Annotated in this window: 13 protein-coding genes; 6 read left to right on the forward strand and 7 right to left on the reverse strand. The window is 74.6% G+C overall.

Annotation, left to right across the window (positions count from 1 at the left end):
• The first annotated feature begins 132 nt into the window (after positions 1-132).
• Complete coding sequence (locus AB0D45_RS26475; RefSeq protein ID WP_362463411.1) at positions 133-333, forward strand: DUF6126 family protein; 201 nt, start codon at positions 133-135, stop codon at positions 331-333.
• Here the strand turns inward: AB0D45_RS26475 and AB0D45_RS26480 are convergent.
• Entirely contained in the window at positions 254-958 is a 705-nt protein-coding gene (locus AB0D45_RS26480; protein WP_362463414.1) for a DUF6629 family protein, read from the reverse strand. The two genes, AB0D45_RS26475 and AB0D45_RS26480, sit on opposite strands and share 80 nt — an antisense overlap.
• Positions 959-977: 19 nt before the next feature.
• Positions 978-2,543, reverse strand: coding sequence for an MFS transporter (locus AB0D45_RS26485; RefSeq protein ID WP_362463417.1), 1,566 nt, complete (start codon positions 2,541-2,543; stop codon positions 978-980).
• 302 nt (positions 2,544-2,845) lie between these two features.
• Here AB0D45_RS26485 and AB0D45_RS26490 point away from each other — a divergent pair, with 302 nt between their 5' ends.
• From AB0D45_RS26490 to AB0D45_RS26500, 3 genes are read left to right on the forward strand one after another with little or no spacing between them, the layout of a single operon-like run.
• Entirely contained in the window at positions 2,846-3,631 is a 786-nt protein-coding gene (locus tag AB0D45_RS26490) for a hypothetical protein (protein WP_362463420.1), read from the forward strand.
• Between the two features lie 37 nt (positions 3,632-3,668).
• The gene (locus AB0D45_RS26495; RefSeq protein WP_362463423.1) at positions 3,669-4,364 is read left to right on the forward strand and encodes a hypothetical protein; all 696 of its coding nucleotides are present in this window, start codon (positions 3,669-3,671) and stop codon (positions 4,362-4,364) included.
• Positions 4,361-4,603, forward strand: coding sequence for a hypothetical protein (locus tag AB0D45_RS26500; protein ID WP_362463426.1), 243 nt, complete (start codon positions 4,361-4,363; stop codon positions 4,601-4,603). The genes AB0D45_RS26495 and AB0D45_RS26500 overlap by 4 nt, the downstream gene beginning before the upstream one ends.
• Before the next feature lie 75 nt (positions 4,604-4,678).
• Here the strand turns inward: AB0D45_RS26500 and AB0D45_RS26505 are convergent, their stop codons facing one another.
• On the reverse strand, positions 4,679-5,209 hold the full coding sequence (locus AB0D45_RS26505) for a gluconokinase (protein ID WP_362463429.1): 531 nt from the start codon (positions 5,207-5,209) through the stop codon (positions 4,679-4,681).
• Between the two features lie 105 nt (positions 5,210-5,314).
• Positions 5,315-7,195: an ABC transporter ATP-binding protein gene (locus AB0D45_RS26510; protein ID WP_362463432.1), complete on the reverse strand. Its 1,881-nt coding sequence runs from the start codon at positions 7,193-7,195 to the stop codon at positions 5,315-5,317.
• Positions 7,196-7,334: 139 nt separating this feature from the next.
• Between AB0D45_RS26510 and AB0D45_RS26515 the strand changes: the two genes are divergently transcribed.
• Positions 7,335-9,359 (forward strand): AMP-binding protein, encoded by a 2,025-nt coding sequence (locus AB0D45_RS26515; RefSeq protein WP_362463435.1) that lies wholly within the window; start codon positions 7,335-7,337, stop codon positions 9,357-9,359.
• Between the two features lie 109 nt (positions 9,360-9,468).
• Positions 9,469-10,011 (forward strand): sugar O-acetyltransferase, encoded by a 543-nt coding sequence (locus tag AB0D45_RS26520; protein ID WP_362463438.1) that lies wholly within the window; start codon positions 9,469-9,471, stop codon positions 10,009-10,011.
• Between the two features lie 134 nt (positions 10,012-10,145).
• Here AB0D45_RS26520 and AB0D45_RS26525 read toward each other — a convergent pair whose 3' ends face one another.
• From AB0D45_RS26525 to AB0D45_RS26535, 3 genes are all read right to left on the reverse strand, one after another.
• Positions 10,146-10,790, reverse strand: a complete 645-nt coding sequence (locus tag AB0D45_RS26525) for a LysE family translocator (protein ID WP_362463441.1) — start codon at positions 10,788-10,790, stop codon at positions 10,146-10,148.
• A gap of 227 nt (positions 10,791-11,017) precedes the next feature.
• Complete coding sequence (locus AB0D45_RS26530) at positions 11,018-13,327, reverse strand: ABC transporter permease (RefSeq protein WP_362463444.1); 2,310 nt, start codon at positions 13,325-13,327, stop codon at positions 11,018-11,020.
• A complete protein-coding gene (locus AB0D45_RS26535) occupies positions 13,324-14,034 on the reverse strand; it encodes an ABC transporter ATP-binding protein (RefSeq protein WP_362463447.1) in 711 nt (236 codons plus the stop codon). The genes AB0D45_RS26530 and AB0D45_RS26535 overlap by 4 nt, the downstream gene beginning before the upstream one ends.
• Between the last annotated feature and the right edge of the window lie 145 nt (positions 14,035-14,179).

Below are 14,179 nucleotides of genomic sequence, written 5' to 3' on the forward strand. Positions count from 1 at the left end.
GTACGCGGGCGGCCCTCCGCCTTGCGATGCACGGCACCAGACGCCGCAGGGCCCGCCCTTCGGGCGGCCGGCGCTACTGTGCGGACACCCCCTAGAAGAAGCCGTCACGTGCCCACGCCACGAGGAGAACAGATGCCCACCACCGCAGAGCCCACCGCAGAGCCCGGGGCTGAGCAGGCCGACGGGACCCCCGAGCCGCTGACCGTGCTCCAGCGCTTCGAGTCCAAGTTCCCGCGCGGGCTGGTCATCCGGCTCATCGCGTACCTGTTCGTCGGCCACCTCTTCGCCTTCTTCGTCTACCTGCTCTTCGTCCTGGGCGGCCAGAACCAGTAGCCGCGGCCCCGGCTCCGGCAGCCGGGCGCCGCACCCAGCCCAGCACCAGCACCGACGCCACCGCCGCGAAGGCGCACCAGGTGGAGGCGAACTCCAGCCGCCACAGGGCCGCGCAGCCCACCGCCCCGGCGGCCAGCACCGCCCCGAGCAGCCGCAGCCGGCCGTCCCCGGCGAGCAGCAGGGCGCCGAGGGTGGCGTACAGGTAGCCCGCCAGGACCAGCGGGGCCCAGGGGACGTCGACCCCGTAGCCGATCACCCGGCCCCGGATCTCGGCGGTCACCGGCCGCGTGGCCAGGCCGTACGCGAGGACGGCAGCCGCCGCGAGTCCCACGGCCGCCGGCCACCGCAGCCGGCCCCGGTCCCCGGGCGCGGCGGCCAGCAGCACCCCCGCCGGCACCCACAGCGCGAGCACCGGCAGCGCCATCACCGCCCAGGCGGTGGTGGCCGGGCCGCAGCCCCCGCCCGCCCCCCACACGGCGGCTTCGACCAGCTGGTGGGCGCCGAGCAGCAGCGGCAGCGCGGCGACGGGCAGGTCGCGGACGCGGCGCACGCGGGCCAGGCACACCACCCCGACGGCGGCCACGGCGGTGCCCGCCGTCAGGTCCGCCGCCGCGCTCCAGCACACGCGGGCCCGCCCCGCCCCGTCAGCGCGCGGCCGGGGGGCCCGCCCCGGCCTCCGGCTGCGAGGGGTGCTCCAGCGGCGGGGCGCCGATCGAGCAGTGCGTGCGGCACTGCGGGTGGCAGACCCCGGGCGCGGGGGAGCGTACGGTCGCCCAGGCCGTCGCGGCGCCCGCGACCAGCGCCCCGGCGCACCAGAGCACGGCCCGCCCGAAGGCCGTGTCGAAGGCCCCGGCGGACAGGTACGCGTCCGGGCCCATGCCCGCCAGCAGCGGCAGAGCCGCCACCGCGAGCAGCCCGGCGGCCCGCGCGGCGGCGTTGTTGATGCCGCTGGCCAGGCCCGCCCGGCCCGCGGGCACCGACGCCAGGACGGTGGCGGTCAGCGGCGCCACCAGCAAGGTCATGCCCGCCCCCATCACCACCATGGCCGGCAGCACGTCCCCCGGGTAGGAGGCGTGCGGGCCCACGCGCAGCATCAGCAGGGTCCCGGCCGCGCACAGCAGCGGGCCCACGGTGAGCGGGACGCGCGGCCCGATCCGCTCCCCGAGCGCCCCCGCCCGGGACGACAGCAGCAGCATCAGGGCGGTGGTGGGCAGCAGGGCGGCTCCCGCGCCCAGGGCGGAGTAGCCGGAGACCACCTGGAGCTGGAGCACGACGAGGAAGAAGAAGCCGCCGAAGGCCGCGTACACGAACAGGGTGACGAGGTTGACGGCGGTGAACTGCCGGGACGCGAAGACGTCCGGCGGGACCATCGGATCCGGCCGGTGCCGCTCGACGTACACGAAGACGGCGGCCAGCAGCACCCCGCCCGCGGCCGCGGCGATCACCGGCACCGCAGCGGACCGCGCCTCGATCAGCGCGTACGTCATGAGGGCCAGCGCCGCCGCGCCGAGCACCGCACCGAGCACGTCGAAGCGCCCGCTCGCCTGCGGGTCCCGGGATTCCGGTACGTGTCTCAGGGCGACCGGCACGCACAGCGCGGCCACCGGCACGTTCAGCAGGAACACCCACCGCCAGCCCGGCCCGTCCACCAGCCAGCCTCCGAGGAACGGCCCGACCGCCGCCCCGACCCCGCCGAACCCCGACCACAGGCCCACCGCGCGCGCCCGGTCGCCGGCCCGGATCGAGCCCTGGATCAGCGCGAGCGAGCCGGGTGTCAGCAGCGCGCCGCCGATGCCCTGGAGGGCGCGGGCGGCGATCAGGATCCCGGCGTTCGGGGCGAGCCCGCACAGCAGCGACCCCACCGCGAACCACACCACGCCGAGCACGAAGATCCGACGCCGTCCGAACCGGTCGCCGAGCGCTCCGCCCACCAGGATCAGCCCGGCGAGGGTCAGCAGGTAGGCGTTCACCGTCCACTGGAGCACGGCCAGGTCGGCGCCGAGGTCCCGCCCGATGCGCGGGAGGGCCACGTTGACCACGGTCGAGTCCAGCAGGGCCATCGCCGACCCGAGCACGGTGGCGACCAGGATCCACCGCCCCCGGGCCGAGCGCAGCACGACCCCCGGCTCCGCGCCGGACACGGGGCGGGGTACGGGGGCCGGCGACGGGCGGCCGGGATCGGGCACGGGTTCGCCGGACATCGCGCTCATCTCCCCAGGCTGACCCGGCCGCCCCCGGAAAGCCAGCGGGCGGCCGCTCCCCTGGGCAGCGCTCCTTCGCCAGTCCCTCGTGAAATGCGCATGGCAGCTTCCCCGGCATGACGCGCGCACGTCGCGCACCACGGCGCAGCCAAGCCCCTGGTCGCACCAGGGCGGGGGACCGGCCGCCCGGACGCGGAGCAGCAGCGTCCTGCCGCCCGCCCCCGGCATTCGGGTGGCGGGCGGCGACTCCACCCGCACGTCCCGGCGGACGTGCCCGCCCGCCCCGGCGGGGCGACGTAGCGTGGCCGACCATGACGCCGCAGATCGAGGCACTCATGCGCGCGGCCGACCCGGCCGCACTCTGGGCGGTGGGATCGGCGGACGCCGTCCACGCAGCCCACACCGGCCACCCCGACGGCTGGGACACCCCGCTCGACGCCACAGCCCTGACGGCGGTGCTCGCGCTCTGGCCCGTCATCGGCGGGCTCGTCGCCCAGGGCGAACTGACCCTGCACACCCCGCTCACCGCCTACGGGCCGGCGGCCTCGGCGGGGCTGCCCGGCGGCACCACCGCCCACCACCTGCTGACCCACGGCGACGGCCCGCCCGCACTCGCCGCCCTCACCCGCCTCGCCGAACACCTCGCCGGCACCCCGCTGGCCGACCACGCCCGCACCCGCGTCTGGCGGCCCCTGGCCATGCACGGCACCCGTTTCGCCGAGGGCACCCTGCACACCAGTCCCGCCGACCTCGCCCGGTTCCTGCGCCACCTGCTCTCCACCGCCGACCGGCCCGTCGCCCGCGCCTGGACCGCGGAGTCCCTGCGGATCCGCACCGGCGAACTCACCCCCTCCCGCGGCCTGCTCTGGCACCCCGCCCCCGGCGGGGTGTGGACCCACCACCCCCCGTCCGGCCCGGGGCCGAGCGTGTGGATCTCACCCCGCCAGGGCCGCTGGGCGCTCCTCGTCCCCGGCCCCGCCCACCGCCCCGCGGACGCCTCCCCGACCGGCTCCGCCGCCCCGCTGCGCACCGTGTTCCGCGAGGCCGCGTTCGGTCCCGTTCCCGCGCGCGCCGCCCGCGGGGCGGACGTACCGTGATCCCGAACTCACCGTACGCAGCCCCCGCGAGGAACCCATGTCCGACGCCGCGACCGACCTGGCCACCGACCCGGCCGCCGGTACGTTCGACGCCCTGTGCCGGGACCTGGCCGACACCGCCGACGCCGTCGGCGAAGCCGCCCGGTACGCCTCGGGGCTCGCGCTCGGCGGCCGCCTGACGGCAGGGGCGCTCGCGGGGCGGGCCGGCGGCAGCCGGCGCCGCGCCTGGCGGACGCTGCTCAGCACCCTCAACGACCCGGCCGGCTTCGGCTGGGCGCCCCGCGGACGCGGGCTGGCCCGGGCCGGCTGGGTCGCCGGGATCCTGGGCCGCCGGGAGAGCCTCGCCGTCAGCACCGCCGTCTGCGGTCTGAAGGCCCGGATCCGGGCCGTGGGCGTGAGCCGCCCCGAACTGCTCGCGGACCCCGGCTGCGCCGCCGTCCTGCGCGCCGCCGCACAGGACCGGCAGGCCGACGCGGCCCGCGCCTTCCGGGCCCTGCTGCGCGAACGGGGCGCCCGGCAGGCCTTCTCCCTGCTGACCCCGGCCTTCGCGGACATCCTGGCCTGGCACGCCCTGACCGACGAGAACCCGTTCAACGACCACGCGGGCTGGCAGGTCGCCACCGGCCGGGCCGTCCCCGCGCGACCGCTGCTCGGCCTCGGCGCGGCCCTGCGCGCCTTCTGCGCCCGAAGCCCCGGCCCGGACCGGGGCGCGACCCCCTGGAGGAGCCCGTGAGCGACTGCCCCCGGCCGGGCCGGCCCGCCCCCGCGGACGGACTGCGCACCCACTCCGCGGCCCTGCGCTCCCACGCCCGGAAGCTGCGGGCGCGGGCGGCCGCCCTGGAGTGGCACGGTGGGGAGGCCGACGCGTTCCGCGCCGAGGTCACCGCTCTCGCCGACCGCTGCGCCCGCGCCGCCGACGGTCTCGCCCTCGCGGCGGCCCAGCTCGACGGGCCGTACCGCAGGCGCGGGTGACGCGGCGGGCGCGCGGGTCGGGGGACCAGGGACAGCAGCAGCACGAAGCCGAGGCCGGCCGGCCGAGGGCGATCGTCACAGGGGGTTCCTTCGGCCGTCGTGGGGGAGCCGGAGGGCGGCCAGCGCCCGTCCGGTGATCTCCTCGGCCGTGCCGGCGACGTCGACGGCGATCCCGCGCTCGTCCCCCTGGAGCGGTTCGAGCGCGGCGTACTGGGAGTCCAGCAGCGAAGGGGGCATGAAGTGGCCCCTGCGGGCCGCCATGCGCCCCTCGATGAGCGCCCGGTCCCCGGTGAGGTGGACGAACACGGCGTCCGGGGCGAACGCGCGCAGCCGGTCGCGGTAGGCGCGCTTGAGGCTGGAGGCGGCGACCACGCCCCCGCCGCGCCCGGCCCGGTCGCGCATCCACGCCCCGATCGCGTCCAGCCAGGGCCGGCGGTCGGCGTCGTCCAGCGGGGTGCCCGCCGACATCTTGGCCACGTTGGCCGCAGGGTGGAAGGCGTCGCCCTCCGCGTACGGAAGCCCGAGCGCCTCCGCGAGCAGCCGGCCCACGGTCGTCTTGCCCGTGCCGGCGACACCCATCACCACGATCAGGCGCTGCGCACTCACGCGGTACCTCGCTTTCCTCGTTGCCGGGAGCACCACTGGAACTCTGACCCCGACCCGGCCACGGTCACCTGCACCGGTGACCGCCAAGATCCGAAAGAGACGGCCCTATCCGGCCGCGGCGGCTCCGCGGGTGGCGAACTGGGTGCGGTACAGCTCGGCGTACCGGCCGGCCGCCGCCAGCAGCTCGGGGTGGGTGCCGCGTTCCACGATCCGGCCCTGCTCCACCACCAGGATCAGGTCGGCCGCCTGCACCGTCGAGAGCCGGTGCGCGATCACCACGGCCGTCCGCCCGGCCAGGGCCTCGGCCAGCGCCTCCTGGACCGCCGCCTCCGACGTGGAGTCCAGGTGGGCGGTGGCCTCGTCGAGGATCACCACCCGCTGCCGGGCCAGCAGCAGCCGGGCGATCGTCAGCCGCTGCCGCTCCCCGCCCGACAGCCGGTAGCCGCGCTCGCCGACGACGGTGTCCAGGCCGTCGGGGAGGGAGGCGACGAGCCCGTCCAGGCGGGAGCGGCGCAGGGCCTCCCACAACTCCTCCTCGCCCGCCTCCGGCCGGGCCAGCAGCAGGTTGGACCGTACCGACTCGTGGAAGAGGTGGCCGTCCTGGGTGACCATGCCGAGGGTGTCGCGGATGGAGTCGGCCGTGAGGTCCCGTACGTCGATGCCGGCCAGCCGGACCGCGCCCGCGTCGGCGTCGTACAGGCGGGGCAGCAGCTGGGCGATGGTGGACTTGCCGGCGCCGGAGGAGCCGACGAGGGCGATCATCTGGCCGGGCTCGGCGCGGAAGGACACCTCGTGGAGCACCGGGGTGCCGCCGCGGGCGTCGAGGGTGGCGACCTCCTCCAGCGAGGCGAGCGAGACCGTGTCGGGGGAGGGGTAGCCGAAGGAGACCCGGTCGAACTCCACCGACACCGGGCCGTCGGGCACCTCGACGGCGTCCGGCTTCTGGGCGATCAGCGGCTTCAGGTCGAGGATCTCGAAGACCCGCTCGAAGCTGACCATGGCGCTCATCACCTCGACCCGGGCCCCGGCCAGCGCGGTCAGCGGGGCGTACAGCCGGGTCAGCAGCAGCGCCAGGGCGACCACCGAGCCGGCCTCCAGGGTGCCGCGCAGGGCGAAGTACCCGCCGAGGCCGTAGACCAGGGCGAGGGCCAGCGCCGAGACCAGCGTCAGGGCGGTGATGAAGGCGGACTGGGCCATCGCCGTGCGGATCCCGATGTCCCGGACCCGGGCCGCGCGGGCCGCGAACTCGGCGGACTCGTCGGCGGGCCGCCCGAACAGCTTGACGAGGGTGGCGCCGGGCGCGGAGAACCGTTCCGTCATCTGCGTGCCCATCGCCGCGTTCAGCGCCGCGGCCTCCCGCTGCATCCCGGCCATCCGGGCGCCCATCCGGCGGGCCGGCAGTACGAACACCGGTAGCAGCACCAGGGCCAGCAGGGTGATCTGCCAGGAGATGGTGAGCATCACGCCGAGCGTCAGCAGCAGCGTCACGATGTTGGAGACCACCCCCGACAGGGTGTTGCTGAAGGCCCGCTGGGCGCCGATCACGTCGTTGTTGAGGCGGCTGACCAGCGCGCCCGTCCGCGTCCGGGTGAAGAAGGCGACCGGCATCCGCTGGACGTGGTCGAAGACCGACCGGCGCAGGTCGAGGATGAGCCCCTCGCCGAGCGTGGCGGACAGCTTGCGGGTGAGCAGGCCGAGCCCCGCCTCGGCCACCGCGATCACCGCGATGAGCAGCGCCAGCCGGATGACCTCGCCCTCGTCCCCGTGCCCGACGATGGTGTCCACGATCCGGCTGGCCAGCAGCGGGGTGGCCACCGCCAGCAGCGCGCCCACCACGCTGAGCAGCAGGAACAGGGTCAGCCCGCGCCGGTGGGGGCGGGCGAAGGCGGCGATCCGGCGCAGGCTCGCCCGGGAGAGCGGGCGGCGGTCCTGCTGGGCGTTGATCGCGCTGTGCAGCGAATGCCAGGCGGTGACTTCCATGTCCATCCCCCCACGCTAGGACCTCAACCGGACTTCAGGTCAACGGATCCGCCCGGACCTTCCCCGCCGTCCCTCCAACGCACGGTGACGTAAAGGAACTTCGCGATGCCCGTGCGCGGCCGACGCCCGGTGGCATCATCGGGGGATGACGCAGCCAGCGCAGCCAGACCGCCCCGGCCGCCCGGACGCCGACACCGTCCTGCACCGCTTCGGCCGGTGGGTCCGCGACACCCCGCAGGCCCCCGCGCTCATCGCCGGGGACGAGACCGTCCCGTACGCCGCACTCGACGAGCGGTCCGACCGGCTCGCCCGGCACCTCGTCGACGACGGCCTGCCCCCGCACGGCCTGGTGGCCCTCGGCCTCGCCCGGCGGCCCGAACTCGTCGTGGCCCTGCTCGCCGTCCTCAAGGCCGGCGGGGTCTACGCCGTCGTCGACATCGCCGACCCGCGCAGCGGACGCCGGCAGCTCTCCGCCCTCTCACCGCACCTCCTGATCACCCACCCCGCCGACGAGGCCCGCCTCGACCCCGGCCCCGGGCCGAGGATCCTGCACCCGGACGAAGAGGCCGAACGGTTGTCCCGCCGGTCGGGGCTGCCGCCGGAACACACCCCCCGGTACCGGGACGCGGCCGTCCTGTTCACCGGCGCCGACACCCCGCGCCCCGTCGCCGTGAGCCACCCCCTGCTCCTCGCCGCCCACGACGCGTGGGCCGAGGTGGCCCGGCTGACCCCCGAGGACCGGCACCTGATCACCGCCGGGCCCGACGTCACCGCCTTCGCCGCCGGCTGGACCCGGGCCCTGTGCTCCGGCGGAGCCCTCGTCCTGCCCGACGGCCCCGCCCCCACCCCCGACGACCTGCGCCGGACCGTCCGCGACGCCCGGGTCAGCGTGGTCCACACCGACCCGGCGATCGCGGCGGAGCTGCTACTCAGGGACGCGCCGCCGGCCTCCGGCACCCTCCTGCCCGCGCCCCGGCGCGAACCGGACGCCGAGCTCCGCTCTCTGCGGCTGCTCGCCGTCAGCGGGGACCGGCTCTACCTCGACGAACAGAGCGCCCTCCAGGACCGGCTGCGCCCCGGGGCACGCGTGCTCAACGTCTACGCCCTCACCGAGGCCGCCGGCACCGGCACCTGGTTCGAACTGCCGCAGCTGCCCCGCCCGCTGGACGGACCGGAGCGGATCTCCCTGCTCGGCACCGCCTTCCCCGGCTGCCGGGCCGCGGTGCGCGACGGGGAGGTCGTCGTGGAGCCGCCCGGCGGCGGCGACGCGGTACCCACCGGGGACCTCGGGGTCCTGCGCCCCGACGGGCTCCTGGAGTTCGGCGGCCGGGTCCGCGACCGCATCGAGACGGAGGACGGCGGCCGGATCGACCCGTACCCGCTGGAGTCCGCGATCCGTACGCACGCCGCAGTGGGCACCGCGCTCGTCGCCCGCGTCCCCGTGCCCGGAGGCGGCCGCCGGCTCGTCGCGTACGTCTCCCCGCCGCCCGGTGCCCCGGCCGACGGGCTGCCGAACGCCGCCCGGCTGCGGGAGCACCTGTCGGGGGCGGCGCCCGGGAGCGAGGCCCCCCGCGCGGTGATCCGGATGCGCGCCCTGCCCCGCACCCGCGCCGGCCGCGAGGACCGGACACAGGTGCCGCAGCCACCGCTGCTGTTGGCCCCGGTGGGCGGGGGCCGGGCCGGGACCAAGTACGGAGGGGTGCGCAGGGCGGGCGGCGCCGGGAGCGAGGAGGCCGTGCCGCTCTCCTGCGCCCTGGGCTGCGGGGCGCTCCTCCTGGGCCTGCTCAGCCGGGTCCTGACGGGCGCCATCTGGCCCGGGTCGACCGACCTCACGGGTGTCCCGAACCCGTGGGCCCTCCTCTTCTGGCTCCTCTACCTCTGCGAGTGCCTCGCCTTCGGGGCCGGCGTGATGTTCCTCTTCACCGGACGCCGGCCGATGCTGGCCCAGCGGCGCGGACGCGGCATCACCACCGCCGCGCACCTGGCGATCGCGTACCTGCTGATCGCGTGGTGGCCGCAGGACAACTTCTACCGGCTGGCGGCGAAACAGGACTGGCCGCGCCAGGCCGCGCTCGTCTATGGCTTCAACGTGCCGCTGATGGCCGCGGCCGTCGTCGTGGCCGTCTACGCGACCCGCAAGCCGGCCGGCCCCTTCGACTTCGACGACTGACCGGTACCGTTCGGCGAGCCCGTCTTCGTCCCCTTCGGCACCCCTCGACTTCGACGGTCCGGTGAGTCCTGTCCGGTCACCGGTTCCGGTTCACGGAAAGGACCGCGGCATGTCCAGCGACCGCCTCATGCGCATCCACAGCGCCGAGTTCCAGGCCATGGCCGAGAGGGTCCTGCGGGTCACCGAGCTCACCTCCCGCCTGAACGTCCTGCCGTTCGACGACGAAGCCGGCAAGGCGGAACTGTTCGAGGAGATCCTCGGCAAGCCGCTGCCGCCGAGAGTGACGATCTATCCGCCCTTCTACACCGACCACGGCCTCAACCTCGACCTGGCCGAACGCGTCTTCATCAACCAGAACTGCACGTTCCTGGACTACGCCGGCATCCGGATCGGCGAGCGCGTGATGATCGGACCGAAGGTCACGTTCATCACCAGCGGCCACCCCGTTGATCCCGAGGAGCGGCGGCTGTACCTCACCGGCGCACCCATCGACGTGGCGGAGAACGTGTGGATCGGTGCCGGTGCCACGATCCTGCCCGGCGTCAGCATCGGCCGTGACGCCGTGGTCGCCGCCGGCGCGGTCGTGGCCGACGACGTTCCGCCGGCCAGCCTGGTGACCGGCGGCAAGGCGACCGTGCGCCGGACGTGGTGACGGCCTCCCGGGACCGCGCCGATCCCGCGACCGCGTCCTCCCCGCCCCATGCCCGACACGACGAGCAGATCAGGCGACAGTCGCATGATCGGCCGGACAGCTCCTGCTGGCCCCGGTAGCGGCGTGGGTCCGACTCAGGCGGATGCAGCGTTGCGGGACAGTGCCGTGTGCAGGGCGAAAGCGCCGAGCAGGCCGCCTGCCGTGAACCGTTGGGCGGTCAGGATGCGGGGCCGGGTGGCCAGGAACGTCGACATGGGTGCTGCGCCCAGCATGATCAGGGCGTTCACGGAGAGTCCCACGACGATCTGCACCGTCCCGAGTTGAAGCAGCTGTCCCCAGGCCGGGCCGGCCTGCGGGTCCAGGAACTGGGGCAGCAGTGCGGCATACATCAGGGCGATCTTGGGGTTGAGTAGATTGGTCAACAGCCCCATCGAGAACAGGCGGGCGTCGGAGACCGGGGACAGGTCCCGGGCCGGGGCGAACGGCGAGCGGCCGCCGGGCCTGAGCATGTCCCAGGCGAGGTACGCCAGGTAGGCGGCCCCGGCGAGCTTGACCACCGTGAAGGTCACCGGCACGGCGGCGAACATCGCGGACAGCCCCGCAGCTGCGGCCAGGAGGTAGCACACGAAGCCCACGGCGGTCCCACTGAGGCTGACCAGGCCCGCCCTGCGGCCTTGGGTGATCGCCCGGGAGGCGAGGTGGATCATGTTCGGTCCGGGAGTCAACGCCATGCCCAGTTCGACGAGGGCCACTCCTCCGACTGCGGTCAGAGCGATCACCGGTCAACCTCCTGTTGTTCGTCGGGAGCCCCGTACAGAGGGGGCGCCCGGTTGCAGAGGGCGGGGGTGGCGCACGAGCCGCGCCTGCCTCGCCCGACTCACCCTATGGCTTCGCTGCTCGGTATGCGTATGCGCATCGTCCACGGTGCCGTCCCCGGGCCGGAGCTGAGGGCGATCCAGGACTGAGTCACGGGTGGTGCGTGGGTCCAATTCCCGTACCGTGGTGGCTATTCGGTGTGCAGCACGGTGGCGATGGTGGTGCGGGCCGCCGCGCGGGCGGGGATCAGGGCGCCTAGGACGGCGATCATCACGCCTGCCAGGAGCATCGCGGCCAGTTGGGGTGCGTGCCATACGTCCTTCATGTACTCCGGGAAGTCGACCACGCCGACGTGGTCCACGACGAGGCGGTGGGCCGCGATCCCGAGGGGGATGCCGAGCAGTGCGCCGACGGCGCCGAGCCCGGCCACGGAAGTGACCGTCATCAGGATCACCTGACGGGGCGTCATGCCGATGGACTTGAGCATGCCCAGGTCCCGGCGCCGTTCACGGGTGTTGAGCAGGACGGTGTTGAACACGCCGAGCGAGGCCACCAGGGTGAGCAGCACGGTGAAGACGGTGGAGAAGGTGATGACGGTGGCGGTGCCGGCGTTTCCGGGGTCCAGGACGGAGGCGTGCACGGCCGGGTCGAGCTTCCCGGCCGCCTCGGCGTAGGCCCGGGCGTCGGCGCCGGGGGCGAGACGGACCGTGTACTCGGTGGCGTGGGCGTCGGGTGCGAGCCGGGTCAGGGTGTCCCAGGTGGTCTCCAGCGCACGGGCGTTGCCTTCGATGACCTGGCCCACCACGGTTGCGGTGATCTTCTTTCCGTTCAGTTCCAGAGTGGTCCGGTCGCCGATCTTCAGGCCGCGCTGGGTCAGGAAGGCCGGTCCGGCCACGATCTCGCCGGCCGCCGCCGGGGCCCGGCCCTTGACGATGGTGTGCGCGTAGAGGGAGTCGTCGCCGCGGTAGAAATCGGCGAAGACGGGCTGGTTCTGGCCGGTCATGCTCGCCTGGGACAGTGCGCGGGCCCGCACCCCCTCCGCGCCCGGCAGGGCACGCAGCCGCTCCTCGATCTGTGCGTCGCTGAGGCGGGGCACCGTCCTGTCGTCGCCGGATCCGCCGGTCGTCACCTGGATGCGGGCGGCGCCGTCCTCCTTGCCGACGTTCCCGAACGCCACCAGGGTGCTGGTCAGGCCGGTGGACAGGGTCACGGTGGTGACCCCGAGGACGATGGCGGCCAGGGTCAGCAGGGTGCGGGCGGGGCGGGCGAACGGCTGGCCGAGGCCCAGGCTGACCGGGCGCGGCAGCCGGGTGGCGCCGAGGACGCGCTGGACACGCAGTCCGCGCCCGGTGCGGGGTGCGCCGCCGGCGCTGATGGCCTGTGCGGCGGGCAGCCGGTGGGCCCGCAGGGCGGGGATCAGAGCGGTGATCAGTACGAGGGCCGGCATGCCCACCAGGCAGGCCACGGACACCCACGGGCTGATCTCGCCGACCGTTGCCCGGCCCACGTCGACACCGGTGAAGGCGACCTTCATGATCGGTCCGGCCAGTGCGTTGCCGGCCAGTGTGCCCAGCGCGCTGCCCGCCAGGGCCGGAACGGAGAGCATCGTCAGGTAGACGGCGACGACCTGGTTGGGGGTGAACCCCAGCGCCTTGAGGACCCCGATGTGCCGGAATCCGGAGACGACCGCCCCGCTGACCACGTTGCCGACGATCAGGACGGAGACCAGCAGACCGAGGACGCCGAAGAGGGTCATGAAGGGGAGGTAGGAGTCGGCCAGCGCGGAGAAGGCCTGCTTGAGGGTGAGGTGGGTCTGCGCGCCGGTGAGCGCCTCCTTGGGCAGTCCCGCGGTGGCCCGGTCCAGCGAGGTGCTCAGCTGGGCTTCGGTGCCGGATGCCGTGAAGCGGTAGAGCATCTGGGCCGAAGTGGGGTGCAGGGCGGCCATCTGCGCGGGTGAGACCCAGGCGCTCGCCGATTTGCTCATGCTGGTGGCGAACCCGACGACGGTCAGCGTCCCTCCGCCGGGGATCTGCAGTTTCGTACCGAGGAGTTGTGTGCCGGGAGAGCCCTGGACGGACCAGTTGACGACGATCTCGCCGGTGCCGGTGGCCCAGCGGCCCTCAAGGAGGTCGATCCGGTCCACGGGACCCGCCGGATCGGCCCGCCCGACGACGGTCAGGGTGCCGCCCGCCATCCAGAGCCAGTCCTTGGGTATGTCGACGACGGACTGGCCGAACGGTCCTGCCGCGGCCTCCACTCCCGGCTGCGCGGCGGTTCGGGCCAGTTGCTCCGGGGTGACCTTGGTGGTGTCGAAGGACGCCGCCGTGTGCGCGCCGCGCTGTTCGGCGTACGCCTTGTCGAACGGGTCGGAGGCGGCGCTCAGGAGCGCGAGGGCGAGCAGGACGGTGGTGGTCGAGCAGAGCACGACGAGTCCGATGACGAAGGTCTGGAGCCGGCGGCGCTTCACGGCCGCGCGCGAGGCTCTCCACACGGCGCTCACGCGGTCGCCTCCAGCGTGCTCTCACGGGCGATCCGGCCGTCGGCCACTTCGACCAGCCGGCTGGCACAGCGGGTGGCCAGCTGCGGGTCGTGGGTGACGATCAGCAAGGTCTGGCCGATCTGGTTGAGGTCGATCAGCAGGTCCATCACCTGCTCGCCCGACTTGCTGTCGAGCGCGCCGGTCGGCTCGTCGGCGAGGAGGAGGGCGGGCCGGTTCATCAAGGCCCGGGCCACGGCGACGCGTTGACGTTCGCCGCCGCTGAGCGTCGCCGGGTAGTTGTTGCGGCGCTTGGCGACACCGAGTTCGTCCAGGAGCTCCAGGGCCCGGCGGCGCGCCTGGCGGACCGGGGTGCCCGTCAGCTGCGCGGCCAGTGCCACGTTGTCCAGGACGGGCAGGTCGTCGATGAGGTTGAAGAACTGGAAGATCATGCCGACGTGGCGGCGCCGGAACAGTGCCAGGCCCGTCTCGTTCAGCTTGCCCAGGTCGTGTCCCTGCACCTCGACCGTGCCCGAGGTCGGCCGGTCCAGGCCGGCCACCATGTTGAGCAGGGTGGACTTGCCGCAGCCGGAAGGCCCCATCACCGCGACCGCGTCGCCTGCCTTGATCTCCAGCGAAAGCCCGTCCAGCGCCTTCGCGTCGCCGAACTCCTTGTGCACCCCGTCCAGCCGTACCACTGTCTGCCGGACACCATCGTGATCGTTTGTCATGCCCCGAAACTTAGGCTCGGCGGCGATCACGGTGCGTCGCCCCCCGGATGTATCCGTATGCGCAGGTCATCCTGGAGATGTACGCGGGGGAGGTACGAGGCCGCGTCCCGGAGGCCGGTGCACCGCACCACCGCACCCCTGGGAG

It is taken from the genome of Streptomyces sp. NPDC048352, from assembly GCF_040651895.1.
Lineage (GTDB): Bacteria > Actinomycetota > Actinomycetes > Streptomycetales > Streptomycetaceae > Streptomyces.

What these genes read in the sequence shown, in the direction of transcription:
- AB0D45_RS26485 (WP_362463417.1), bottom strand. Translation starts at nt 2,543, where the DNA reads ATGAGCGCGATGTCCGGCGAACCCGTGCCCGATCCCGGCCGCCCGTCG.
- AB0D45_RS26510 (WP_362463432.1), bottom strand. Translation starts at nt 7,195, where the DNA reads ATGGACATGGAAGTCACCGCCTGGCATTCGCTGCACAGCGCGATCAAC.
- AB0D45_RS26520 (WP_362463438.1), top strand. Translation starts at nt 9,469, where the DNA reads ATGTCCAGCGACCGCCTCATGCGCATCCACAGCGCCGAGTTCCAGGCC.
- AB0D45_RS26495 (WP_362463423.1), top strand. Translation starts at nt 3,669, where the DNA reads ATGTCCGACGCCGCGACCGACCTGGCCACCGACCCGGCCGCCGGTACG.
- AB0D45_RS26490 (WP_362463420.1), top strand. Translation starts at nt 2,846, where the DNA reads ATGACGCCGCAGATCGAGGCACTCATGCGCGCGGCCGACCCGGCCGCA.
- AB0D45_RS26475 (WP_362463411.1), top strand. Translation starts at nt 133, where the DNA reads ATGCCCACCACCGCAGAGCCCACCGCAGAGCCCGGGGCTGAGCAGGCC.
- AB0D45_RS26535 (WP_362463447.1), bottom strand. Translation starts at nt 14,034, where the DNA reads ATGACAAACGATCACGATGGTGTCCGGCAGACAGTGGTACGGCTGGAC.
- AB0D45_RS26515 (WP_362463435.1), top strand. Translation starts at nt 7,335, where the DNA reads ATGACGCAGCCAGCGCAGCCAGACCGCCCCGGCCGCCCGGACGCCGAC.